Source organism: Pseudomonas sp. SK2, assembly GCF_016772395.1.
GTDB lineage: Bacteria > Pseudomonadota > Gammaproteobacteria > Pseudomonadales > Pseudomonadaceae > Aquipseudomonas > Aquipseudomonas taiwanensis.
This window is the reverse complement of the sequence record NZ_CP061944.1, coordinates 3345640-3370751: the sequence shown is the minus strand read 5'-3', so window position 1 is coordinate 3370751 and position 25112 is coordinate 3345640. Positions and strand designations below refer to the sequence as shown.

Sequence of the window (25112 nt, the reverse complement as noted above, 5' to 3'; positions counted from 1 at the left end):
GGTCAAATCCTCACTGGGCCGCGACGGCTGGCGTGTTGTAGAGCACGATCGCAGCGGTCACCAGCAAATTGATCAGGGTCAGCGGCAGGCAGAACTTCCAGCTGAAGTCCATCACCTGGTCATAGCGCGGGCGCGGAATCGAAGCGCGCAGCAGGATGAACAGCATGATGAAGAACGCGGTCTTCAGGGCGAACCACAGGAATGGAACCTGTGGCAGCAGGCCGAATGGGCCGTGCCAGCCGCCGAAGAACAGGGTCACCAGCAGTGCCGAGATCAGGATGATGCCGATGTACTCACCGACGAAGAACATGCCCCATTTCATGCCGGCATATTCGATGTGGTAGCCGTCGGCCAGTTCCTGTTCCGCTTCCGGCTGGTCGAACGGGTGACGGTGGGTCACGGCGACGCCAGCGATGAAGAAGGTGCAGAAGCCGAAGAACTGCGGAATGATGAACCACAGGTTCTGGGCCTGGTATTCAACGATGTCGCGCATGTTGAACGAACCTACCTGAACCACCACGCCCATCAGCGCCAGACCCAGGAACACTTCGTACGACACGGTCTGTGCCGACGCACGCAAGCTGCCCAGCAGGGCGTACTTGTTGTTCGACGACCAGCCGGCGAACAGTACGGCATACACCGAAAGCCCGGCCATGGCGAAGAAGAACAGCAGGCCGATGTTCAGGTCCGCCACGCCCCACAGCGGGGTGATCGGGATGACCACGAAGGCGATCAGCAGGGCACTCATGGCCACGACCGGCGCCAGGGTGAAGATCATGCGATCGACGAAGGGCGGGTTCCAGTCTTCCTTGAAGAACATCTTCAGCATGTCGGCGGCGATCTGGAACATGCCGAACGGGCCGACACGGTTAGGACCGTAACGGTCCTGCCACCAGCCCAGCAGGCGACGCTCGACGAAGCTGAGCAGCGCGCCGCAGACCACCACCGCGAGCAGGACCACGATGGCCCGGACCACGGTGAGGATCACATCGATCACTTCGGGGGTGAACCAGCTCATTGTGCTGCCTCCTGCAGACCTTCGACGGATGCACCGAAGATGGCAGGCGGGATGCCGGCCAGGCCTTTGGGCAGGGCAACCAGGCCAGCGCCCAGTTCTTCATTGATACGCAGCGGCAGGCGCAGCGAAACACCGGCAACGGTCAGGCTCAGCAGCGCGCCTTCGTTGACGCCCAGGCGATCGGCTTCGGACTTGGCCAGGGCCACGTAGGCAGCTGGGATACGCTCCTGCACCGGGGCGGCGCGCGACGAGCTTTCCTCGCTGCCGAACAGGTGGAAGAACGGTACTGCGGTCCAGGTGCCACGGGCCGGATTGAAGGCGCCCGGAATGGTGGTGAACCAGTTGAGCTTGTCACCTTGCGGCTCGATCAGGCGTACGCCAGGGTCACCCGCGCGCAGGTGGCCACCGACCTCGTCCTGGAACTTGTTCCAGGCTTGCGGCGAGTTCCAGCCCGGCGACCAGGCGAACGGCACCTGTTGGCGCGGTTCGGCCGACCCCGAATAGCCTTCCATGGAGAAGGCGAACGCGGTGTCCTTGTCCTGCGGGGTACGTGGCTCATGCACGCTGATGTTGGCGCGCATGGCGGTACGGCCCGAGTAGCGCAGCGGCTCACGCGCCAGCTTCATGCCCTTGATGCGGAATGCGGCCGAAGGTGCGGCGTTGACGATGCCGGCCAATTGCGGCGCGGCTTCGGCGCAGGCGCTGGTGACGTGGTCCAGTTGGGTCCAGTCGACCGGCTTGTTCAGCAGGGTGGCACGCAGGGCGTGCATCCAGCGCCAGCCTTCGTGGATCTGGATGCTGCTGTCCAGGTACTGCGGGTCGAACACCTGGAAGAAACGCTGGGCACGGCCTTCCTGGCTGACCAGGGTGCCGTCGCCTTCGGCGAACGAGGCCGCTGGCAGTACCAGGTGGGCGCGGTCGACGGTGGCGGTCTTGGAGTGGTCGGCAACGATGACCACCTTGGCGGCGGCCAGGGCGGCATCGACCTTTGCGGCCGGTACGCGGGTGTACAGGTCGTTTTCCAGGACCACGATGGCATCGGCCTTGCCGCTGATGACGGCATCCAGGGCAGCGTCGACGGACTCACCGCCCATCATCGCCATGCCCAGGCTATTGGCCTCGGGCACCACCAGGCTCAGCGAGCCGTTCTTCTCGCGCAGCTTCAGGGCCTTGGCGATGTTGGCGGCGGCTTCGATCAGCGCCGGGTCGGCCAGCGAGGTACCCGCGACCACCAGTGGACGCTTGGCCGCGACCAGGGCGTCGGCGATGCGCTGGGCCAGGGCTTGTGCTTCCTGGTCCAGACCGGCGACGGCTGGTGCGCTCGGGTCGATGGCGTGGGCAACGGCGAAGCCGATGCGGGCCAGGTCGGCCGGGGCGGCATGCACGCACTCTTCGGCGACGTCGTCCAGCTTGGTTTCAGCCAGCGAAGCGATGAACAGCGGGTACAGCGCGTGCTGGCCGATGTTCTTCACCGCAGCATCCAGCCAAGGCTGCACTTTCATGGCCTCGGCCATGGCTTCGGCCTTGCCCTTGGTGGCCTGGCGAACGGCCAGGGCGACACGGGCGGCGGTCTGGGTCAGGTCTTCACCGAGCACGAACACTGCGTCGTGGTCTTCGATGTCGCGCAGGGTCGGCACTGGCAGCGGGCTGTTGTTCAGCACGTTCAGGGCCAGGCGTACGCGAGCCAGTTCACCCGCTTCCATACCCGAGTAGAAGTAGTCGGCGCCGACCAGCTCACGCAGCCCGTAGTTGCTTTCCAGGCTGGCGCGTGGCGAGCCGATGCCGACGATGGTACGGCCGCGCAGCAGGTCGGCGGCCTTGTCCAGGGCAGCGTCCAGGCTCAGCTTGGTGCCATCGGCCAGCAACGGCTGGCGGGGACGGTCCTTGCGGTTGACATAGCCGTAGCCGAAGCGGCCACGGTCGCACAGGAAGTACTGGTTGACGGAGCCGTTGAAGCGGTTCTCGACCCGACGCAGTTCGCCATAGCGCTCGCCCGGGCTGATGTTGCAGCCGCTGGAGCAACCGTGGCAGATGCTCGGGGCGAACTGCATGTCCCACTTGCGGTTGTAGCGCTCGGAGTGGGTCTTGTCGGTGAACACACCGGTCGGGCAGACCTCGGTCAGGTTGCCGGAGAACTCGCTTTCCAGCACGCCGTCTTCAACGCGACCGAAGTACACGTTGTCGTGGGCGCCGTACACGCCCAGGTCGGTGCCGCCTGCGTAGTCCTTGTAGTAGCGCACGCAGCGGTAGCAGGCGATGCAGCGGTTCATCTCGTGGGCGATGAACGGGCCGAGGTCCTGGTTCTGGTGGGTACGCTTGGTGAAACGGTAGCGGCGCTCGTTGTGGCCGGTCATTACCGTCATGTCCTGCAGGTGGCAGTGACCGCCTTCCTCGCACACCGGGCAGTCGTGCGGGTGGTTGGTCATCAGCCACTCGACGACGCTGGCGCGAAACGCCTTGGACTCTTCATCGTCGATGGAGATCCAGGTGCCGTCGGAGGCAGGGGTCATGCAGGACATGACGATACGACCACGGGTGTCGTTTTCGTCGGTGTACTGCTTGACCGCACATTGCCGGCAGGCGCCGACGCTACCGAGCGCCGGGTGCCAGCAGAAATAAGGGATGTCGAGGCCGAGCGACAGACAGGCCTGTAACAGGTTGTCTGCACCGTTGACTTCGAGCGCTTTGCCGTCTACGTGGATAGTGGCCATGGTTCAAAGTTCTTCGTTGGCCCGCGTGAGCAGGCGTGGCTAATGGAAATCGGTGGGCCCGCGGCTCGCGTCAGGACTGCGCGTGCCTGCAAGGCCAGCGGGTGGCACGGACCACCCGCGTTTCATCTTGTTATGCGCCGACCACAATCGGCTTCGCCAGGTTCGGGCGCAGGGCGTCGGCAGCGCTTGCTGGAGCGACACCGGCCTCGAATTCCGAGCGGAAGTATTTGATGGCACTGCCCAATGGCTCGACGGCACCCGGTGCGTGGGCACAGAAGGTGCGGCCCGGGCCGAGGAAGTTGACCAGCCCCAGCAGGGTCTCGATGTCTTCGGCGCGGCCCTGGCCTTTTTCCAGCGCGCGCAGCATCTTCACGCTCCACGGCAGGCCGTCACGGCAGGGGGTGCACCAGCCGCAGGACTCGCGGGCGAAGAACTCTTCCATGTTGCGCAGCAGCGAGACCATGTTGATGCTGTCGTCGACCGCCATGGCCAGACCGGTACCCATACGGGTGCCTACCTTGGCGATGCCGCCGGCGTACATCTGCGCATCGAGGTGCTCAGGCAGCAGGAAACCGGTACCGGCACCGCCTGGTTGCCAGCACTTGAGCTTGTAACCGTCGCGCATGCCCCCGGCGTAGTCCTCGAACAGCTCGCGGGCGGTGACGCCGAACGGCAGTTCCCACAGGCCGGGGTTCTTCACCTTGCCAGAGAAGCCCATCAGCTTGGTGCCGTGGTCTTCGCTGCCTTCACGGGCCAGCGACTTGTACCAGTCGTTGCCGTTGGCGACGATCGCCGGAACGTTGCACAGGGTCTCGACGTTGTTCACGCAAGTCGGCTTGCCCCACACGCCAACGGCGGCAGGGAAGGGCGGCTTGGAGCGCGGGTTGGCGCGGCGGCCTTCCAGCGAGTTGATCAGTGCGGTTTCTTCACCGCAGATGTAGCGACCGGCACCGGTGTGCACGAACAGCTCGAAGTCGAAGCCCGAACCGAGGATGTTCTTGCCCAGCAGGCCGGCGGCCTTGGCTTCCTCGATGGCGCGGTTGAGGTTCTTCGCCGCGGTGGTGTACTCGCCACGCAGGAAGATGTAGCCGCGGTAGGCCTTCAGGGCGCGGGCGCTGATCAGCATGCCCTCGACCAGCAGATGGGGCTGTTGCTCCATCAGCATGCGGTCCTTCCAGGTGTTGGGCTCCATTTCGTCCGCGTTGCACAGCAGGTAGCGGATGTTCATGGATTCGTCTTTGGGCATCAGGCCCCACTTCACGCCAGTGGGGAAGCCTGCGCCGCCCCGGCCCTTGAGGCCGGAGTCCTTGACACTTTGCACGATGTCGTCGGCGGACATTTCTGCCAGCGCTTTGCGGGCAGCGGCATAGCCGTTCTTGGCCTGGTACTCGTCCAGCCAGATCGGCTCGCCGTCGTCACGCAGACGCCAGGTCAGCGGGTGGGTTTCGGCCGAACGTGCGATACGGTTGGCCGGGCCGAAGGAAGTAATGGTCATACGTAACCCTCCAGCAGTTTGGAAACGCCAGCCGGCTGAACGTCGCCGAAGGTGTCGTCGTCGATCATCAGCGCCGGGGCCTTGTCGCAATTGCCCAGGCAGCACACGGGCAGCAGGGTGAAGCGGCCGTCGGCGGTGGTCTGGCCCAGGCCGATGCCCAGCTCGCTCTGGATCTGGCTGACCACCGACTCATGACCGCCGATGTAGCAGACCATGCTGTCGCAGACGCGGATGATGTGGCGGCCGACCGGTTGGCGGAAGATCTGGCTGTAGAAGGTGGCTACACCTTCCACGTCGCTGGCCGGGATGCCCAGCACTTCGCCGATCGCGTGGATGGCACCGTCCGGCACCCAGCCACGTTCCTTCTGGACGATCTTCAGGGCTTCGATGGACGCCGCGCGCGGGTCCTCGTAGTGATGCATCTCGTGCTCGATGGCCGAGCGCTCGGTTTCGCTCAGGGCGAAACGGTCAGTCTGGATAAGCGTGCTGTTCATGCTTAGCGGTCCACGTCAGCCATAACGAAGTCGATACTGCCCAGGTACGCAATGAGGTCGGCGACCATGCTGCCTTTGATCACCGAAGGGATCTGCTGCAGGTGCGGATAGCTCGGGGTACGGATCCGGGTGCGGTAGCTCATGGTGCCGCCATCGCTCGTCAGGTAGTAACTGTTGATGCCCTTGGTCGCCTCGATCATCTGGAACGACTCGTTGGCCGGCATGACCGGGCCCCACGAGACTTGCAGGAAGTGAGTGATCAGGGTCTCGATGTGCTGCAGGGTGCGCTCTTTCGGTGGCGGCGTGGTCAGCGGATGATCCGCCTTGTACGGGCCTTCCGGCATGTTGCGCAGGCACTGGTCGATGATGCGGATACTCTGGCGCATCTCCTCGACACGGACCATGCAGCGATCGTAGGCATCGCCGTTGTGGGCCAGCGGTACTTCGAACTCGAAGTTCTCGTAGCCGGAGTAGGGGCGGGCTTTGCGCAGGTCGAAGTTGCAACCGGTGGCACGCAGGCCGGCACCGGTCGTGCCCCACTCCAAAGCTTCCTTGGTGTTATAGGCGGCAACGCCGATGGTACGACCACGCAGGATGCTGTTCTGGAGGGCGGCCTTCTCGTATTCGTCCAGGCGCTTGGGCAGCCATTCGACGAAGTCCTTGACCAGTTTGTCCCAGCCGCGCGGCAGGTCGTGGGCGACGCCACCGATACGGTACCAGGCCGGGTGCAGACGGAAGCCGGTGATTGCCTCGATCACGGTGTAGGCGCGTTGACGGTCGGTGAAGGTGAAGAACACCGGGGTCATGGCGCCGACGTCCTGGATGTACGTACCCAGGAACAGCAGGTGGCTGGTGATACGGAAGAATTCGGCCAGCATCACGCGGATGGTGTCGACTTTCTGTGGCACCTTGATGCCAGCCAGCTTCTCTACCGCCAGTACGTACGGCAGGTTGTTCATCACCCCGCCGAGGTAGTCGATACGGTCGGTATAGGGGATGAAGCTGTGCCAGGACTGGCGCTCAGCCATCTTCTCGGCGCCACGGTGGTGGTAGCCGATGTCCGGTACGCAGTCGACGATTTCTTCGCCGTCCAGTTGCAGGACGATACGGAAGGCACCGTGTGCCGAAGGGTGGTTCGGGCCGAGGTTGAGGAACATGTAGTCCTCATTGGCGCCGTGACGCTTCATGCCCCACGCTTCCGGGTTGAAGCGCGCCGATTCCTCTTCAAGCTGTTGCTTGGCCAGGTTCAGGCTGTACGGGTCAAATTCGGTGGCACGGGCCGGGAAGTCCTTGCGCAGCGGGTGACCTTCCCAGGTCGGCGGCATGAGGATACGCGACAGGTGCGGGTGGCCGGCAAAGTCGATGCCGAACATGTCCCAGACTTCGCGCTCGTACCAGTTGGCGTTGGGCCAGATGCTGGTGACCGACGGCAGGTTGAGGTCGCCTTCGCTGAGCGAGACCTTGATCATCACGTCGCTGTTACGTTCCACCGACAGCAGGTGGTAGAACACGCTGAAGTCGGCGGCCGGCAGGCCACGGCGCTGGGTGCGCAGGCGCTCGTCGACGCCGTGCAGGTCGTACAGCATGCTGTACGGCTTGGCGACGTTGCGCAGGAAGGTCAGGACTTCTTTGAGTTGGGCACGGTTCACCCACAGGACCGGCATGCCGGTGCGGGTTTCCTGGGCGACGAATGCGTCGGCGCCAAAACGGTTGTGCAGTTCGACGACCACATCCTGGTCGTCAGCCTTGTAAGGCGGAATGTAAATAGCGGTGTCCGCTGTCATGGTCTCGGTCGCTTTGAGTCAACGTAGAGAATGAAGCCAGGCCGCCGGCTCCTTCGGGAGCGGGCGGCAGGTCGCTGGATCAGACTTCGTCGGGGCTGCGCAGGTTGGTTACCGCGATACGCTGTTCGCGACGCAGGTCTTTCTGGGCGGGCATCTCGGCACGGTAAATGCCTTGATCACCAACGACCCAGGAAAGTGGGCGTCGCTCCTGGCCGATCGACTCCTGCAGCAGCATCAAGCCTTGCAGGAATGCTTCGGGGCGCGGCGGGCAGCCAGGCACGTACACGTCAACGGGGAGGAACTTGTCGACCCCCTGAACGACCGAGTAGATGTCGTACATGCCACCGGAGTTGGCGCACGAACCCATGGAGATGACCCACTTGGGCTCGAGCATCTGCTCGTACAGGCGTTGGATGATCGGCGCCATCTTGATGAAGCAGGTACCGGCGACGACCATGAAGTCGGCCTGACGCGGCGAGGCCCGGATGACTTCGGCGCCGAAGCGGGCGATGTCATGGGGTGCCGTGAAGGCCGTGGTCATTTCCACGTAGCAGCAGGACAGGCCGAAGTTGTACGGCCAGAGGGAGTTCTTGCGACCCCAGTTGACCGCGCCACGCAGCACATCTTCAAGCTTGCCCATGAAGATGTTCTTGTGGACCTGGTCCTCTAGCAGTTGATCGGTGACGGTTTCCCGTTCACCAACCGGGTACTGCTCGTTGGGCGCATCCGGATCGATTCTGGTGAGATTGTATTGCATTGCCAAAGCCTCATTGTTTCAGCTTCGCTTGCCGCTTGCGGCGACCTTCGGGAGCCCAATCAAGTGCCCCGACGCGCCATAGGTAGACAAGACCAGCCAACAGAATTGCTATGAAAACGAGTGCTTCGACGAATCCGGTCCAGCCGCTTTCGCGGACGGACACAGACCATGCATACAGGAATAGGGCTTCGATATCGAAGATCACGAACAGCATCGCGACCAGATAGAATTTGGCGGACAGGCGCAGACGGGCGCTGCCGACGGGCAGCATACCGGATTCGAAGGGTTCGTTCTTGGCGCGACCCCAGGCCTTGCTACCGAGCAGGCTGGACAGGCCGAGCATGAAGGCACACAGGCCGACGACACCCAGAAGGAAGATGGCAAAGCCCCAGTTGTGGGCGATGAGTCCTGCCGAATCGGACATGCTAGAAATCCTTATACACAGAGACCCAGCTCTGCAGTCTGAAATTAAGTAGAGCGGCGACTTGGCGTCGCAGGTGCAGTGACCAAATGTCGCAGCTGAATCAATCGGGCTGATTTTATGGGTAAACCCGATGCAAGTAAAATTTCTGTGGCAAATTTATTCGTAGGATTAAGAACAACAAGCGTTCGTAACTGGCTGAAAGCCTTGAAATTCGGGCATTGCATGCGGTTTTGTTAATTATGTTTCTTGCGGCTGGTAACGAATCACAAACTTCGAAATGATAATTGATATCATTTGAACTGTTACCCTGTAATTTGGCTGTTCTGCGCCTGGTAAAGTTCATTGGGCGATTCCCCCTACTTGCAAATGCGAAAAACGCTTGTTCTAGCAGCTTCAAGCGCCGCTTGCACCGCTCTGGGTCAATACTTTGTCGGTTGGGCGATGGCCGACAGATGAGGCGATCGCCCATTGGCCGAGCCAGTAGGTGAGGATGATCAGGTACGGTGCGGCGGCAGACGGGCTAACGAAGCGGTCGATGCCGATCAGGCTGTCGGAGAACACGAACAGGCCAGCACCGAGCGCGGCCAGGCCACCGCAGGCCAGGGCGCGCCAGAGCATGGTGCTGATGGCCAGGGCGTAGAACGCAACCGGGATCAGCAGCGAGCCCAGGCCGTGGTTGGCGAGCACGCCGAACAGGGTGATGCCGGTGAGGGCGCTGAACAGGAGAGTGGCTAGGGCGGGGCGCAAGGTTTGGCCGCAATAGGCGCGTAGGTAGGCCAGGTGGGCACAAAGAAATGCGACCAGGCCGAACACGAACAGGTCGGCGGGAATGGCCAGCAGGATGTCTCCGAGTATCGAGAATGCCAGGCCCAAGGTGATTCGGCGGCGATAAGGTGTAGCAGGGGCGCTACGTAGCCAGGCGATCAGGGCCAGCACGGGTATCGGTTTGGCCAGCAGGGCGAGCAGGGTGTTGTCGCTGGCCAGTGCACATATATAGAGGGCGGCGGCGATCAGGGCGAGCATCATCAGGTGGCTTGGACGAGGCATGAGCGGTCCTTGCGGCTGGGCTGCCTCAAGCATAGACCTGTTTTGGGGGTTTGTGGGTGATGCTTGTGGGGTGTTTGGGGTGTGGGGCATCGGTATGGCGAACGGGAGGCAGCGCCTGTGAGATCGAGCGCCGCCCGCGCGGCGCATCGCGAGCAAGGCTCGCTCCTACGTTTGTTTACGGCCAATAACGCCTGTGACAGGCGCGCGACCGATCTACGCAACACCGCAATAACCAAGGCCGGTGCAGGCAAAAACAAAAGCCCGGGGCTTTCACAAGCCCCGGGCTTTATTCAGCGGCAACCCACTATCAGTGGAACTGCTCTTCCTCGGTCGAACCGGTCAGTGCAGTCACCGACGAAGCGCCACCCTGAATCACGGTGGTCATGTCGTCGAAGTAGCCAGTGCCCACTTCCTGCTGGTGCGCGACGAAGGTGTAGCCTTTGCTGGCGTCGGCGAATTCCTGCTCCTGCAGCTTCACGTAGGCCGTCATGTCGTTGCGGGCGTAGTCGTGCGCCAGGTTGAACATGCCGTGCCACATGTTGTGGATACCGGCCAGGGTGATGAACTGGTGCTTGTAGCCCATGGCCGACAGTTCGCGCTGGAACTTGGCGATGGTCGCGTCGTCCAGGTTCTTCTTCCAGTTGAAGGAAGGCGAGCAGTTGTACGACAGGATCTGGTCCGGGTACTCCTTCTTGATCGCTTCGGCGAAGCGGCGCGCTTCTTCCAGGTCTGGCTTGGCGGTTTCGCACCAGATCAGGTCGGCGTAAGGCGCATAGGCCAGGCCGCGAGCGATGGCTTGGTCGAGGCCGGCACGGACCTTGTAGAAGCCTTCACGGGTGCGCTCGCCGATCACGAACGGCTGGTCGTACGGGTCGCAGTCGCTGGTCAACAGGTCAGCGGCGTTGGCGTCGGTACGGGCCAGGATGATGGTCGGTACGCCCGAAACGTCGGCGGCCAGACGTGCGGCAACCAGCTTCTGTACGGCTTCCTGGGTTGGTACCAGTACCTTGCCACCCATGTGACCGCACTTCTTCACCGAGGCCAGCTGGTCTTCGAAGTGAACGCCGGCAGCGCCTGCCTCGATCATGTTCTTCATCAGCTCGTAGGCGTTCAGTACGCCGCCGAAACCGGCTTCGGCGTCAGCTACGATGGGTGCGAAGTAGTCGATGTAGCCGTCGTCGCCTGGGTTCTTGCCGGCTTTCCACTGGATCTGGTCGGCGCGACGGAAGGCGTTGTTGATGCGCTTGACCACGGTCGGTACCGAGTCGACCGGGTACAGCGATTGGTCAGGGTACATCGACTCGGCCGAGTTGTTGTCGGCGGCTACTTGCCAGCCGGACAGGTAAATGGCCTGGATGCCTGCTTTTACCTGTTGCACTGCCTGGCCGCCGGTCAGGGCGCCCATGCAGTTGACGAAATCTTTTTCTGGGCGGAAAGAGGGGTGGGCACCTTCGGTGACCAGCTTCCACAGTTTTTCTGCACCCAGGCGGGCCAGGGTGTGCTCCGGTTGCAGGGAGCCACGCAGGCGAACGACATCAGCGGCGGTGTAGGTACGGGTCACGCCTTTCCAGCGCGGGTTCTCGGCCCAGTCTTTCTCGAGGGCTGCAATTTGCTGTTCGCGTGTCAGTGCCATGGAAATAAACCTCGTCGCATCGATCTTGGGGTAATTGTGCTGATGCTCGGGCAGCGATCAGAAGCCTGGCGGCGGTCCTGCTCGGCGGGGATTGCGCGGCTGACGAGGAAGGCTCGAAGAGGAAGGGGGCTGCAGCGTGGGCAAGGTGCGGCGGGCAGGTTGGCTCGTGGATGCCTTGCTGCGGTGCGACATGGCTTGCCGGGTGACTGCGGTGATGCGCTTCCGTCCCTCGGGACAACTTCTTCGTTGCAGTCGCAATCCCGTCGAACCGCCTTGTGGGCCGTATGGACACGAAGCGCCTCCAGGGGTGGGAGGAGCGCGCTTCGAAGACCCTTGCCAGGGCCTCTGATTAGCGGGAGCGAGGCCATCATGCCCTTGGGAAAAAGTGCCTGTCAAATGTTTTGTAGTGCTTTTTTCCACTTACTACATCTTTGGTCTAATGCGACTTGCTGGTCAGTTTCAAGGCCTTTGGTCGAGGCCTTGATTTGCCTGGGATCAGTCCAGAAGGTCGACTTTGACACGCAAAGTCATGTTTTCGCCGCGCTGGGTGCTGTAAGTGAGGGTTGATGGGTTGCGTTCGGACTGGCTTTCCTGGTTGAAGCCCGCCAGTGTGATCCACTCTCCGAGCTTGCCAGTGACTGTCGTGTCGGTGCTTTGAACTTTCACTACATCGGCGCGTTCCTGGCTGATGCGGTCATTATTGGTGCTGATTTGCAGACGAACCGTGTCGCCGCTCACGCTTGGCGTCACGTAGAAACCTTGGGTGACGTTGCGGTATTCAGTGTTGCTCTGGAAGCCGCCGTAACCATCGGTGCTGGTGCTGGTCACCGGTATGCTCTGGCCGATCTGGATCAGCGCGGCCTTGCCTTCGCTGGCCTGGATCTGCTGCATGCCACCCTCACGGTTGGCGGTGCCGTACTGGATGATTCGGGCGTTGCCATGGTTGTCCTGGAAGTTGTGGTCGGTGTTGTCGACGCTGATCAGTAGGCGCTTGGGCGCTGTGTCCAGCTGCTGCAGCAGCGAGCGCAGGTCGTCGATACGCTCGGGGCTGGCGTTGACGATCAGCTTGTTCTCGAAGGCGCTGACCGTGCCGTCCCTGCCGAGAAAGGACTGGGCAGTGGGCAGGAGTTCGGCACTGCTGCGATGCTGCAGCGGCAGCACTTCGGTGGCGGCCTGGGTGGTGAAGCTTGCGGCCATCAGCAAGGAGGTAATGAGGGGGCGTAGCGGCATGTCCATGATCTCCGCGGGTGGAATGTTCATGATGGCAAATTTGTTCGCGTTGTGCCGGGTCTGGGTCACAGGTTCTGCGTGGTGGTGGCTGCTGTAGGACAAATTCCGTAACATCGCGCTCCTTGTGTTTTGCATCGCCCTCAAGGGCACCGCCGTAGGATTGCCATGAAGCCCGCTCGACTCCGCGCCGACATACTCGCCGGCCTGACCACCTCTTTTGCCCTGGTGCCCGAGTGCATCGCCTTTGCCCTGGTGGCCCACCTCAATCCGCTGATGGGGCTGTACGGTGCTTTCATCATCTGCACCCTGACGGCGCTGTTCGGTGGCCGTCCTGGCATGATTTCCGGCGCAGCTGGTTCGATGGCCGTGGTGATCGTCGCCCTGGTGGTACAGCATGGTGTGCAATACCTGCTGGCCACCGTGCTGCTCGGTGGGGTGGTGATGATCCTGTTCGGCGCGCTGCGTCTGGGCAAGCTGGTACGCCTGGTGCCCTATCCGGTAATGCTGGGCTTCGTGAACGGTCTGGCGATCGTCATCGCCCTGGCGCAGCTCGAGCACTTCAAGCAGGGCGAACATTGGCTCGCTGGCGCACCGCTGTACCTGATGATCGGCCTGGTGGCGCTGACCATGCTGGTGGTTTACGTCTTGCCCAGGTTGACCCGCGCCGTGCCGCCGGCGCTGGTTGCGATTCTCGGTGTCGGCTTGCTGGTGTACCTGCTCGATCTTCCCACCCGCACCCTCGGCGACATGGCGCACATTGCAGGTGGCCTGCCGCAGTTGGCCCTGCCAGATGTACCGTGGAACCTGGACACCCTGGAGATCGTCGCCCCCTATGCCGTGCTGATGGCCATGGTTGGCCTGCTGGAAACCCTGCTGACGCTGAACCTCACCGACGAAATCACCGAGAGCCGTGGTTTCCCGGATCGGGAGTGCGTGGCCCTGGGCGCGGCCAACATGGTTTCCGGGTTGTGCGGTGGCATGGGCGGTTGCGCGATGATCGGGCAGACGGTGATCAATTTGAGTTCCAACGGCCGTGGCCGACTGTCCGGCGTCGTGGCGGGTGGCATGATCCTGTTGTTCGTGCTGTTCCTGTCGCCTCTGATCGAACGGATTCCGCTGGCGGCGCTGGTCGGGGTGATGTTCGTGGTGGCCCAGCAGACCTTCGCCTGGGCATCGTTGCGGGTGCTGAACAAGGTGCCGGTGAGCGATGTCCTGGCGATCATTGCGGTGACGGTGGTCACTGTGCTCACGGACCTGGCCATGGCAGTGTTGTTCGGCATCGTGATCGCGGCAGTCAATTTCGCCTGGCAACATGCGCGGGAGCTGTATGCCGACAGCCATGACGACGGAGAGGGCGGCAAGCGCTATCAGGTGCACGGCACGTTGTTCTTCGCCTCCACCACGCCGTTCCTCAACCAGTTCGACCCGGCCAATGACCCGGCCAAGGTGACCCTGGACTGCCAGCACCTGAGCTTCGTCGACTACTCGGCGGTCGCAGCGTTGAAGACCTTGCGCGAGCGCTATGCCAAGGCGGGCAAGCAACTGCGGGTGGTGCATCTTTCCGAGCGTTGCAAGAAACTGCTGAAACGGGCTGGGGAGCAGGACTGACGGCCCAACCCGTGAGAGCGGCCTGGCGCCGCCAAAGGGCCGCAACGCGGCCCCTGGGTTGGAGCAACGACACACGAATTGCCTGGGCTGCCCCGGCAATGAGACGGCGGCTCAGGAGTCCCCGCGGCTCTTCTTCACTATGCCATCGGCAATACTCGCCGGTGCCTCGGCATATCGGGTGAACTCCATCGAAAAACTGGCCCGCCCCTGGGTCATCGAGCGCATCGAGGTGGCATAGCCGAACATCTCGCCCAAAGGCACTTCCGCCCGTATGACCTTGCCCGCAGGGGTCTCGTCGCCGTCCTGGATCATTCCACGGCGCCGGCTCAAGTCACCCAGAATGTCGCCCTGGTACTCCTCGGGCGTAACCACCTCGACCTTCATCACCGGCTCCAGCAGTACCGCGCCGCCTTTGTGCGACAACTGCTTGGTAGCCATCGACGCGGCGATCTTGTAGGCCATCTCGTTGGAGTCGACGTCGTGGTATGAGCCGTCGAATACCGCAGCCTTGAGGTTGATCAGCGGGTATCCGGCCAGTACACCGTTCTTCATCTGCTCCTCGATGCCTTTCTGGATGGCAGGGATGTATTCACGGGGTACCACGCCGCCAACGATTTCATTGACGAACTCGAGGCCTTCCTTGCCCTCTTCGCCTGGGGCAAAGCGGATCCAGCAATGGCCGTACTGGCCACGCCCACCGGACTGGCGCACGAAGCGGCCTTCGATCTCGCAGGTATTGCGGATCTTCTCGCGGTAAGCCACCTGCGGCTTGCCGATGTTGGCTTCGACGTTGAACTCGCGGCGCATGCGGTCGACGATGATGTCCAGGTGCAGCTCGCCCATGCCGGAAATGATGGTCTGGCCGGTTTCTTCGTCGGTTTTGACCCGGAACGAAGGGTCTTCCTGGGCCAGTTTGCCGAGGGCGATGCCCATCTTTTCCTGGTCGGCCTTGGTCTTGGGCTCGACGGCCACGGAAATCACCGGGTCTGGGAAGTCCATGCGTTCAAGGATGATCGGCTTGTCCATGTCGCACAGGGTGTCGCCGGTGGTGACGTCCTTCATACCGATCAGTGCCGCGATATCACCGGCGCAGACGTCCTTGATCTCGGCGCGTTGGTTGGCGTGCATCTGCACCATGCGGCCGATCCTTTCTTTCTTGCCTTTGACCGAGTTGAGCACTGCATTGCCTGAACTGAGCACGCCGGAATATACCCGGGCGAAGGTCAGGGTGCCGACGAAGGGGTCGGTGGCAATCTTGAAGGCCAGGGCCGAGAACGGTTCGTTGTCATCGGCATGGCGTTCCAGGTGCTTCTCCTCATCGTTCGGATCGGTGCCCTTGATCGCCGGGATTTCCGAGGGGGCGGGCAGGTAGTCGATGACCGCATCGAGCATCAGCGGTACCCCCTTGTTCTTGAACGATGAACCCAGGATGGTCGGGACGATCTCGTTGTTCAGCGTGCGCTTGCGCAGGCCGGCCTTGATTTCTTCGGTGGTCAGCTCTTCGCCTTCGAGAAACTTCATGGTCAGCTCGTCATCCGCCTCGGCCGCCGCTTCGACCATGCGTGCCCGCCACTCGTTGGCCAAGGGCAGGAGTTCTGACGGAATCTCCTCTTCGCGATAGCTGGTGCCTTGGTCGGCTTCGTTCCAGTAGATGGCCTTCATTTTCACCAGGTCGACCTGGCCGATGAAGTTTTCCTCAGCACCGATGGCCAGCTGAATGGGTACCGGGTGGTGGCCCAGGCGCTGGTCGATCTGCTTGACCACGCGCAGGAAGTCGGCGCCCTGTCGGTCCATCTTGTTGATGTAGGCCAGGCGTGGGACATGGTACTTGTTGGCCTGGCGCCACACCGTCTCGGACTGTGGCTCGACGCCATCGGCGCCGCTGAATACCACGACCGCGCCATCGAGCACGCGCAGCGAGCGCTCGACTTCGATGGTGAAGTCGACGTGGCCGGGGGTGTCGATGATATTGAAGCGGTACTTGTGGGCGAACTGCTTGGTCGACCCCTGCCAGAAGGCGGTGGTGGCAGCCGAGGTAATGGTGATGCCGCGCTCTTGTTCCTGGGCCATCCAGTCCATGGTGGCGGCGCCGTCATGCACCTCGCCCATCTTGTGGTTGACCCCGGTGTAGAACAGGATGCGTTCGGTGGTGGTGGTCTTGCCGGCATCCACGTGGGCGACGATGCCGATGTTGCGGTACAGCTCGATGGGCGTTGTACGGGCCATGACGGACTACCTGCGGATGGGCGGATTCTCCCAAGGTAGCAGACCGGAAGAATCCTGCTTTACCGCCGGGCCATCAATCGGCCTGGGCTTGCAGCATCCACTGGCCGTCGACTTCCCGGGCCAGGCCGCTGGCAGGCAGCAGGGCCAGCAGGCGGGCGTGCAGGCTGGGCTCGGTGAAGGTCTTGAGCGTGGTCAGATCCAGCACGCCGATGGGGGGCAGGTCGGCCTTGGTGTAGGACAGCCAGGCTTTCTTCAGCACTTGAAGCACGTCACTGCCAGCGGTACTGGCGAAGCGGCGATGCAGTTGGCGGTCTTCGAGGGTGAACGTGTGCTGGTGGCTATAGGTGCTTGGGTCGTTGCCCTCGGAGCAGCGATGGCAGCGGCACGAGCCCTCGCCGAAAGCATTGCGCAGGTAGCTGTTGAAGTCCACGACGGGCTTGAGGGTCAGGCGTTTGTCGACCTCGAACAGGTCGGCGATCAGGGGGTGTTCGGCGCTCACGCTAAATCCTCGGGTGGTGGGGCATGTATCGGCGGGCACCCTAACAGATCGGGGCCTTCAGATCACCTGTTGCAGGTCTGGCCTAGTCGCTGGCAAGCGGTTCCCGCCTGGACCGCAGATCGTGCTGAAGTCGGGCAGTAGAGACAACCGGTAACGGCTACCGTACTCTACGCGCCTGCCTACATCCATCAATCGAGGTAACCCCGTTTGAGCAACAAGTACCCGTACATCGCCACCATCACTGTCAGCGCCGAAGATCGTGGCGGTGACGTCGAGGCGTCGGAAAACCCCAACATGCGTGTCGGTCTCGAAGCCGTGACCGAAGTGCTGAAGAAGGTGCATTTCGTCGGTACGCTCGCGGCCCCGGAAAAATCGGCCACGCATATCTGCGTGACCCTGGAGAATGGCCTGACCTACTATGGCCCTATCGTCAACGGCCATGCCGAGCTCGAAGGCGGCTGGATCGCCTTCGAGTCGGACATGCTGACCCCCGCTGAACTGGGCTTGTAAGCCTCAGGCCAACTCGGCCAGGCACTGCTCGAGGATATCCAGTCCTTCCTCGAGCACTTCGGCCTCGATGGTCAATGGTGCCAGCAAGCGAATGATGTGCCGCGCCTTGCCGCTGGGCATCAGCAGCAGGCCTTTGGCCCGGGCTGCTTCGATCACTTTGGCCAGCCGGGTTGGCGCAGGGTTGCCGTCGGAATCGACGCATTCGATCCCGCGCATGGCGCCCACGCCGGTCAGGCGGCCGATGCACCCACCCAGACCTGCCGCCTTCCACTTCTCGAATCGACGAACGATGGCCTGTTCCTGACGCTCGCCCCAGGTGGCGATGTTCTCGTCGGTCATCTGCGCCAGGCTGGCCAGGGCCGCCGCACAGGCAATCGGGTTGCCCGAGTAGGTGCCGCCCAGGCCACCTTTGGGTAAGGCCGCCATCAGGTCCTGCCGTCCGACCACCGCGCCCAGCGGCATGCCGCCGGCGATGCTCTTGGCCAGCAGCAGCAGGTCTGGCTCCATCCCTAGTCGCGGGAAGGCAAAGCGCTGGCCGGTGCGACCGAAGCCTGACTGAATTTCGTCGATGATGATCAAGATCCCCCGTTCGTCGCAGAAGCGCCGCAAGGCCTGGGCGAATCCGGGGTCGAGGGCGAGGAAGCCGCCTTCACCCTGAACCGGCTCGAAAATGAATGCAGCCACGTCTTCGACCGCCAGTTCGACACTGAACAGGCGGTCCATGGCCTTGAGTGCCTGCTCGCAGGTCACGCCGGTGTCGACGCTGGGGTAGGGCAGGTGATAAACCGGGCCGGGCAGCTCACCGACCCGTTGCTTGTAAGGGGCGACCTTGCCGTTGAGGTTAAGGGTTGCCAGGGTGCGACCGTGGAAGCCGCCGTCGAAGGCGATGATGGCGCGCTTGCCTGTGGCACCGCGGGCGACCTTGAGGGCGTTCTCCGCCGCTTCCGCGCCACTGTTGGTGAGCATGCCGGCCAATGGGTAGCTGACGGGTACGAACTGGCTCAGGCGCTCCATCAGCGCCAGGTACGGCCCATGGGGGGCGGCGTTGAAGGCATAGTGGGTCAGGCGCGCGGCCTGCGCTTGAATCGCCTCGACCACGGCCGGGTTGCAGTGGCCCAGGTTGAGTACGCCGATACCGCCGACGAAGTCGATATAACGTTTGCCGTCCGTGTCCCAAACTTCCGCATTGCGGCCATGGGAAAGTGTGATCGGATGAACGATGGCAATGGACTGGCTGATACTTTCCTGAGGCATGGGCACGCAAACCTTTGTTCAAGTTTCCCCCTATCCAAGCGTGCAAAGGTGTGAGACCGCAAACGAATTATTGGATTGCGATCATTCCATGGATTCGTGAACTGGCGGATTCGCTAGCCTCTTTAGGGCAACGGTGAAATGGATCGTGCTGTCTGCCGTTTGGGCGCTGTGGACTGGTACCGAGCAGAAACGTCAGAAGTTCATTCTCAAATGGAATCATGTGTTTCGAAAAGGTCGTTTGTTGACCCACGCCGATGGATTGATACTGGCCTGGAACAACGTTGACAACCGGTCGTGCGAAGAGGAGGGAAATATCCGCTACCGGCGCCTTCACAACAACAAGAACGAGCACTACGGACTTACCAGAATTCTGCTCCAACTTTCAGCCGCCCTTGCGGCGGCCAACCCATTCGAGGGTTCTCCATGGCTTCGCTACACAACAAGAAACAGCGTTCCTTGCAGCACGGCCTGACCTCACGTCAGGTGTCCATGATCTCCATTGCCGGCATCATCGGCGCAGGCCTGTTCATCGGTTCCTCCAATGCCATCGCCACCGCTGGCCCAGCGATTCTCATTTCTTATGCCATGACTGGCCTGCTGGTGCTGCTGGTGATGCGCATGCTGGGTGAAATGGCCATCGCCAATCCTAACAGCGGCTCGTTTTCCACCTATGCTGGCGAGGCCATCGGCCCTTGGGCGGGCTTCACCATCGGCTGGTTGTACTGGTGGTTCTGGGTGCTGATCATCCCGGTCGAGGCGATTGCCGGCGCGGATATTCTCCATGCCTATTTCCCGGGCGTGCCGTCATGGCTGTTCGCGTTCCTGATCATGGTCGTGCTGTCGGGCACCAACCTGATCAGCGTGAAGAACTTCGGCGCCTTCGAGTACTGGTTCGCGCTGGTCAAGGTGCTTGCCATCATCGCCTTCATCGTGGTGTGCAGCCTCGCCGTATTCGGCGCCTGGCCGCTGGCCGAGGTGTCTGGTGTCAGCCGCTTGTGGGACAACGGTGGCTTCATGCCCAACGGTTTCGGCACTGTGCTCGGTGGCGTGCTGATCACCATCTTCTCGTTCTTTGGTGCCGAGATCGTCACCATTGCAGCTGACGAGACGGCCAACCCGAAAGACAAGATCCGACGCGCCACCAACTTGGTGGTTTACCGCATCGCAATCTTCTACCTGGCGTCGATCTTCCTGGTGGTATCGCTGGTCGCCTGGAACGATCCGGGCCTGAAGGCAGTGGGTTCGTTCCAGCGGGCGCTGGAGGTACTCAACGTGCCGGGCGCCAAGCTACTGGTCGACGTAGTGGTACTGGTGGCCGTGACCAGCTGCATGAACTCTGGCCTCTACACCGCGTCACGGATGCTGTATTCCCTGGGGGCCCGTGGCCAGGCGCTTGGCATCACCAAGCGTGTCTCCGGCTCGGGTGTTCCAACCGTTGCGGTCATTCTCTCGACCCTGGCTGGCTTTGCGGGTTGCTTCGTCAACTATGTATTCCCCGGCAAGGTGTTCGGCTTCCTGTTGTCCACCACGGGCGCCATCGCCTTGCTGGTGTACCTGGTGATCGCCGTCTCGCAGTTGCGCATGCGTGCCCGTGCCGAGCGCGAAGGCCGTCCGCTGGAACTGAAGATGTGGCTGTTCCCATGGCTGACCTGGCTGGTGATCGGCACCATCGTCATGGTCCTGGGCTACATGCTGCTCAGTGATGCCTACCGTTACGAGACGCTGATGACTGCCGGGGTGACGCTGTTCATCCTGCTGGTGTCGCTGACCCAGCGTCGGGGCAAGGTAGTCGCTCAGACGGCGTGATCCTCCAGGGGGCGCGGTGCGCCCCCGTTTTGCGATTGGCGCTGACAGATTCGAGCGTTACCATCGAGGCAGGCATTTCTTCCCATTCCAACAAGCACAGGAAGCGCATGAACGACCAGACCCTTTCCCTTCAAGCCCTGGCCGCGCCGGACGGCACCTGCTATGGCTGCGGTTGCGCCCACCCCAGCGGTCTGCACGTGCAAAGCCATTGGGACGCCGATGGCATTCATCTGTCGTGCCGGCACACACCTGACAGCACGTTCAGCGGCTGGCCCGGCCTGGTCTACGGTGGCCTGTTGGCCATGCTGGTCGACTGCCATTCCAACTGGACCGCCATGGCCTATCACTACCGTGCCGAAGGTCGCGAGCCGGGCAGCTTGCCGCGCATCGACTGCGTCACCGGCACGCTCAACCTCACCTACCTCAAGCCGACCCCGATGGGCGTGGAGTTATTGCTCAAGGCGCGTGTAGAGGGCGAGGTGGGACGCAAGAGCCGCGTGATCTGTGAAGTCTGGGCTGGCGATGTGCTGACAGTGACCGCTGATTCGGTGTTCGTACGAGTCGATACCGACAAGCTCAAGCTCAAGGCCCACGGACAGGCTTGAAGGCCACGGGATGATGGTCAGCCGACCGCGATGCCTCTAGAGTGGCAGGACCATTCCCCAGGCAAGGTTGACCATGACCGATCTGAGCGCATTCCCGATCACTCAAAAGTGGCCCGCGAAACACCCTGAGCGGCTGCAACTGTATTCGTTGCCCACCCCCAACGGCGTCAAGGTTTCGATCATGCTGGAAGAGATCGGGCTGCCGTACGAGGTGCACAAGGTCAACTTCGACAGCAACGACCAGCTCACTCCCGAGTTCGTTTCCCTGAGCGCCAACAACAAGATCCCAGCGATTCTCGACCCGAACGGTCCGGGCGGCCAGCCGCTGCCGCTGTTCGAATCGGGGGCGATCCTGCAGTACCTGGCGGAAAAGTCCGGCCAGTTGCTCAGCGACGACCCGGCCCGCCGCTACCAGACCTTGCAATGGCTGATGTTCCAGATGGGCGGCATTGGTCCGATGTTCGGCCAGGTGGGCTTCTTCCACTTCTTCGCGGGCAAGGAATACGAAGACAAGCGCCCTCGCGACCGCTACGTCAACGAATCGAAGCGCCTGCTCGGCGTGCTCGACCGACACCTGGAAGGGCGGCAGTGGATGGTGGACGAGTACAGCATTGCCGATATCGCCATCTTCCCCTGGGTGCGCAACCTGGTGGAGCGCTACAACGCCCGGGAGCTTGTGGGGTTCGATGAGTTCAAGGAAGTGCAGCGTGCGCTGGCTCGGTTCCTCGAACGCCCAGCGGTGCAGCGTGGGCTGAAAATTCCGGGTTGAAGTATTTGAATGGACGGGTAACGGCGTCGTCTTGACTGTACCGGCGTCATCGCCGGCAAGCCGCCGCCTACAGGATCTGCGCTGTCCGTGTGGGAGGGGCCAGTGCCCCGGATTCAGAACACGTGGCTCAGAATCCAGTACAGGCACCCCGCCAGCAACATGGCCGCCGGCAGTGTCAGCACCCAGGCCATCAGCAGGTTGATCAGGGTGCGTTTCTGAATGCCCGAGCCGTTGGCCACCATGGTCCCGGCTACCCCTGAACTGAGCACATGGGTGGTGGATACCGGTAGCCCGAACATGTCCGCAGCACCGATGGTGCACATTGCCACCACCTCGGCCGAAGCGCCCTGGGCGTAGCTGAGGTGGGTCTTGCCGATCTTCTCGCCCACCGTCACCACGATCCGCCGCCAGCCCACCATGGTGCCCAATCCCAGCGCGATGGCCACGGCCACCTTGACCCACAGCGGGATGTAACGCGTGGCATCGTCCAATTGGCCTTTGAACATCTGTACCTGGCTGCGGGTGGCAGCATCGAAGGTGGCCAGGCGGTGCTTGTCGAGCAGGCGAATGGCTTCGCTGGTCAGGTACATGTCGTTGCGCACGTTGGCCATGGCCTCGGCTGGCACGCGCTTGAGCGACCCATAGCCTTTGACTTGCTCGCCGATCATACCGGTGAGTGCTGCCAGGGCGGGCACCAGTTGCGGGTTGGTCCTGGGCTCGGCAATGAACGCAGTCAGCACCCGGCGCGGATCGGCCGGCGCTGGCTGCGGGTCGCTGCGTACCAGCGCCTGGCGCGTCACTTCAGCGACAGCGGAGAACTGCAAGGCCTGCTCGTTCGGCATGGTCTTGTTCAGGGCGTACGCCATGGGCAATGTGCCGACCAGAATCAGCATGATCAGCCCCATGCCTTTCTGACCATCATTGGAACCATGGGCGAAGGACACGCCGGTGCAGGTCAGGATCAACACGCTACGGATCCACCAGGGCGGTGGGGTCTGGCCTTCCGGTGCCTGGTACAGCGCCCGGCGCTTGACCAGTGCGCGCAAGGCCAGCAGGAGCAATGCCGCGCAGGCGAAACCGACCAGCGGGGAAAAGAGCAGGGCATAACCGACCTTGCTGGCTTGGCTCCAGTCGATACCACTGGTGCCATCGCGGCCATGCATCAGGGCGTTGGCTACGCCCACGCCGATGATCGAGCCGATCAGCGTATGTGACGATGAGGCCGGCAGGCCCAGCCACCAGGTGCCAAGGTTCCAGATGATCGCCGCCAGCAAAAGGGCGAACACCATGGCGAAGCCAGCCGAAGATCCGACCTGTAGTATCAGCTCCACCGGTAGCAAAGCAATGATGCCGAAGGCCACCGCGCCACTGGAAAGCAGCACCCCCAGGAAGTTGCACAGCCCAGACCACACCACTGCCACTGGCGCAGGTAAAGAGTGGGTGTAGATCACGGTGGCTACAGCATTGGCGGTGTCATGGAAACCGTTGACGAACTCGAAGCCTAGAGCGATCAGCAAAGCCAGGCCCAGCAGCAGAAAGGGGGTGACAGTGGTGATGACCGTACCGCTGGCGGTGACGTCCTGTCTCAGGCTCCAGGCGGTATAGGCGATGCCCGCCAATAGCAGGCCAAAGAACAAGGTCAGGGTGGCGCGCCCAGGCTTGTGGGATAATTGCGGGCGGGCGTCGCGCTGGGCCAGGTGCGTCTGGGTGGCCAGTGACGGGGTTGCCATGGGGGCTCCGGTTGGCGTTGGGCGAAGTTGCCGAGGCCCCTGAGCATAGAAACAATTCGGGACGCTAGACTGATCTTTGTCAAAGAACTCGCTAGGCCAGGGACGAACGGTCAGCGCAGGAGAAACCCATGATTCACTGCAAGCGTGTCTACGATGCGGCGCAGGCAAGCGATGGCCAACGTGTGCTGGTCGACCGCCTGTGGCCGCGCAACAAACGCAAGGATGACCTGCAGGGAACCTGGTTGCGCGAGGTCGCGCCTTCCGTCGAGCTGCGCCAGGCATTCCATCGGGGTGAGCTGGATTTTGCCGTTTTTAGCCAGCGCTACCGGCAAGAGCTGGCGGCGCATCCCGAGCATTGGTACCCCCTGCTGGACCTGGCGGCCAAGGGGGACCTGACCCTGCTCTATGCCGGCAAGGACACGCGCCACAACAACGCACGGGTGTTGGCGCAATGGCTGGAGGATGAACTGGACCGACATGGGCCGGCAAGCTCGCCGGTGTGCTATGGCCATTGAACTGAAAGCCGCGACCGACGCCGATCGTACGTTCGCGCGCGATCTGACGCGGCGGGCGATGTTGCCGTACTACCGCGAGTTCGACTTGCTGTGGATCGAGGAAGCGTTCGACCAGGCGTGGGCCTGGCGCGAGCAATGGCTAGTGGTGGAGGGGGATACCGTACTGGGGTTCTGTAGCCTGAGCCAGGACCGGCAGGCGCTGTTCATTCGCGAACTGCACCTGTCGCCAGAACATCGCGGCCGGGGCGTGGGGAGTTGTGTGCTGGAGCAACTGGCCGACTGGGCGTCGCTGCGGCATTTGCCATTGTTGAGGTTGATGGTATTCAGGAGTAATCCGGCGCGATACTTATACTTGCGCCATGGCTTTCTAAAAGTCGGGGAGGCGGATTGTTTTTGGCAACTGCAGCGAGAAATAGACTAACGTAGCGGGTTCGCTGAAGCGCCGGCTACGTTAGTGAAAGCGAGAGCGCTGATAGGTTATGAGACGAAGGCCTCCAAGGTTGATTGGAAGGCGTCTTGGTGTATCAGTCAGTTACTCGGAGTGTTGTCTTAAATCGACCGGTGACCGTTTCTTTCTTATCGTCTTCTAGTGGATAGCTCACGTCGATCCTCCCCCATACCTTTTGACCCACTCGTTGAATAATGTGTACCTCGCCTTGAGTGGCTATGATTCGGCCATTTGGTGGGTAAAGGGTTACATCTAGTTGATCTGGGACTACCCAGTTGCCGTTGGTAAAGCTTGCGGTCCTCGTCTCGATAGCGACCACATAATTGCCTGAGGCTAAAGAGAAGGTGCCTTTGATCAAGGTGCTGTGGGAATCGAATTTGTCTGTTTCATATTTTAAGCCCGTGCTTTTGAATTCGATAACAAATCGGTTTTCGATCCATTTTGTCTCTTCGATCCATTGTGTATCAGTATTGCTCATTGTTAAGTCCTCGATTTTTGAGTGAGGCTTAAATGTAGCGAAAGAAGTATCCAAGGGGTACTGGTAAAAAT

Annotated in this window: 22 protein-coding genes; 7 read left to right on the top strand and 15 right to left on the bottom strand. The window is 61.9% G+C overall.

Annotation, left to right across the window (positions count from 1 at the left end):
* Window positions 1–10: 10 nt before the first annotated feature.
* The 10 genes from nuoH to IF103_RS15080 all read right to left on the bottom strand — a co-directional run bounded on the left by nuoH (window position 11) and on the right by IF103_RS15080 (window position 12623).
* Entirely contained in the window at window positions 11–1018 is a 1008-nt protein-coding gene (gene nuoH, locus IF103_RS15125; RefSeq protein ID WP_023381225.1) for an NADH-quinone oxidoreductase subunit NuoH, read from the bottom strand.
* Window positions 1015–3729, bottom strand: a complete 2715-nt coding sequence (nuoG, locus tag IF103_RS15120; protein ID WP_027908167.1) for an NADH-quinone oxidoreductase subunit NuoG — start codon at window positions 3727–3729, stop codon at window positions 1015–1017. Before nuoG ends, nuoH begins: the two co-directional genes overlap by 4 nt.
* A gap of 130 nt (window positions 3730–3859) precedes the next feature.
* The gene (nuoF, locus tag IF103_RS15115; RefSeq protein WP_023381223.1) at window positions 3860–5224 is read right to left on the bottom strand and encodes an NADH-quinone oxidoreductase subunit NuoF; all 1365 of its coding nucleotides are present in this window, start codon (window positions 5222–5224) and stop codon (window positions 3860–3862) included.
* Window positions 5221–5718 (bottom strand): NADH-quinone oxidoreductase subunit NuoE, encoded by a 498-nt coding sequence (gene nuoE, locus IF103_RS15110; RefSeq protein WP_003251433.1) that lies wholly within the window; start codon window positions 5716–5718, stop codon window positions 5221–5223. The genes nuoF and nuoE overlap by 4 nt, the downstream gene beginning before the upstream one ends.
* 2 nt (window positions 5719–5720) lie before the next feature.
* Window positions 5721–7502, bottom strand: coding sequence for an NADH-quinone oxidoreductase subunit C/D (gene nuoC, locus IF103_RS15105; protein ID WP_023381222.1), 1782 nt, complete (start codon window positions 7500–7502; stop codon window positions 5721–5723).
* A 79-nt stretch (window positions 7503–7581) separates the two neighbouring features.
* Window positions 7582–8259: a NuoB/complex I 20 kDa subunit family protein gene (locus IF103_RS15100; protein ID WP_023381221.1), complete on the bottom strand. Its 678-nt coding sequence runs from the start codon at window positions 8257–8259 to the stop codon at window positions 7582–7584.
* Window positions 8260–8269: 10 nt separating this feature from the next.
* Window positions 8270–8683, bottom strand: a complete 414-nt coding sequence (locus IF103_RS15095) for an NADH-quinone oxidoreductase subunit A (RefSeq protein ID WP_011534614.1) — start codon at window positions 8681–8683, stop codon at window positions 8270–8272.
* Between the two features lie 393 nt (window positions 8684–9076).
* Window positions 9077–9730, bottom strand: coding sequence for a lysoplasmalogenase (locus IF103_RS15090; RefSeq protein WP_027908165.1), 654 nt, complete (start codon window positions 9728–9730; stop codon window positions 9077–9079).
* A gap of 307 nt (window positions 9731–10037) precedes the next feature.
* Window positions 10038–11363, bottom strand: a complete 1326-nt coding sequence (aceA, locus tag IF103_RS15085; RefSeq protein WP_023381219.1) for an isocitrate lyase — start codon at window positions 11361–11363, stop codon at window positions 10038–10040.
* A 495-nt stretch (window positions 11364–11858) separates the two neighbouring features.
* Window positions 11859–12623 (bottom strand): secretin N-terminal domain-containing protein, encoded by a 765-nt coding sequence (locus IF103_RS15080; protein ID WP_238546527.1) that lies wholly within the window; start codon window positions 12621–12623, stop codon window positions 11859–11861.
* Window positions 12624–12758: 135 nt separating this feature from the next.
* On the opposite strand from IF103_RS15080, the gene IF103_RS15075 reads away from it, so the two are divergent.
* On the top strand, window positions 12759–14201 hold the full coding sequence (locus IF103_RS15075) for a SulP family inorganic anion transporter (protein ID WP_023381217.1): 1443 nt from the start codon (window positions 12759–12761) through the stop codon (window positions 14199–14201).
* Window positions 14202–14312: 111 nt separating this feature from the next.
* Here IF103_RS15075 and fusA read toward each other — a convergent pair whose 3' ends face one another.
* Both fusA and IF103_RS15065 read right to left on the bottom strand, forming a co-directional pair.
* Window positions 14313–16427, bottom strand: coding sequence for an elongation factor G (gene fusA / locus IF103_RS15070; protein ID WP_023381216.1), 2115 nt, complete (start codon window positions 16425–16427; stop codon window positions 14313–14315).
* Between the two features lie 73 nt (window positions 16428–16500).
* On the bottom strand, window positions 16501–16926 hold the full coding sequence (locus IF103_RS15065; protein ID WP_202675453.1) for a hypothetical protein: 426 nt from the start codon (window positions 16924–16926) through the stop codon (window positions 16501–16503).
* Between the two features lie 207 nt (window positions 16927–17133).
* Between IF103_RS15065 and IF103_RS15060 the strand changes: the two genes are divergently transcribed.
* Complete coding sequence (locus IF103_RS15060; protein ID WP_023381214.1) at window positions 17134–17436, top strand: hypothetical protein; 303 nt, start codon at window positions 17134–17136, stop codon at window positions 17434–17436.
* Between the two features lie 3 nt (window positions 17437–17439).
* On the opposite strand, the gene IF103_RS15055 is transcribed toward IF103_RS15060, so the two are convergent.
* Entirely contained in the window at window positions 17440–18690 is a 1251-nt protein-coding gene (locus IF103_RS15055; protein ID WP_027908163.1) for a 2-aminoadipate transaminase, read from the bottom strand.
* 423 nt (window positions 18691–19113) lie between these two features.
* On the opposite strand from IF103_RS15055, the gene IF103_RS15050 reads away from it, so the two are divergent.
* From IF103_RS15050 to IF103_RS15040, 3 genes are all read left to right on the top strand, one after another.
* Complete coding sequence (locus tag IF103_RS15050) at window positions 19114–20496, top strand: amino acid permease (protein ID WP_202675452.1); 1383 nt, start codon at window positions 19114–19116, stop codon at window positions 20494–20496.
* 107 nt (window positions 20497–20603) lie between these two features.
* Window positions 20604–21101 (top strand): PaaI family thioesterase, encoded by a 498-nt coding sequence (locus tag IF103_RS15045; protein WP_023381211.1) that lies wholly within the window; start codon window positions 20604–20606, stop codon window positions 21099–21101.
* Window positions 21102–21174: 73 nt separating this feature from the next.
* Entirely contained in the window at window positions 21175–21870 is a 696-nt protein-coding gene (locus tag IF103_RS15040) for a glutathione S-transferase N-terminal domain-containing protein (protein ID WP_023381210.1), read from the top strand.
* Window positions 21871–21983: 113 nt separating this feature from the next.
* On the opposite strand, the gene IF103_RS15035 is transcribed toward IF103_RS15040, so the two are convergent.
* Complete coding sequence (locus IF103_RS15035; RefSeq protein ID WP_104881496.1) at window positions 21984–23600, bottom strand: inorganic phosphate transporter; 1617 nt, start codon at window positions 23598–23600, stop codon at window positions 21984–21986.
* Window positions 23601–23728: 128 nt separating this feature from the next.
* Here IF103_RS15035 and IF103_RS15030 point away from each other — a divergent pair, with 128 nt between their 5' ends.
* Together IF103_RS15030 and IF103_RS15025 are read left to right on the top strand one after the other, a co-directional pair.
* Window positions 23729–24115 (top strand): DUF488 domain-containing protein, encoded by a 387-nt coding sequence (locus IF103_RS15030; RefSeq protein ID WP_027908160.1) that lies wholly within the window; start codon window positions 23729–23731, stop codon window positions 24113–24115.
* Window positions 24105–24536, top strand: coding sequence for a GNAT family N-acetyltransferase (locus IF103_RS15025; protein WP_023381207.1), 432 nt, complete (start codon window positions 24105–24107; stop codon window positions 24534–24536). The genes IF103_RS15030 and IF103_RS15025 overlap by 11 nt, the downstream gene beginning before the upstream one ends.
* Window positions 24537–24639: 103 nt before the next feature.
* Here the strand turns inward: IF103_RS15025 and IF103_RS15020 are convergent, their stop codons facing one another.
* Window positions 24640–25041, bottom strand: a complete 402-nt coding sequence (locus IF103_RS15020; protein WP_027908159.1) for a hypothetical protein — start codon at window positions 25039–25041, stop codon at window positions 24640–24642.
* Between the last annotated feature and the right edge of the window lie 71 nt (window positions 25042–25112).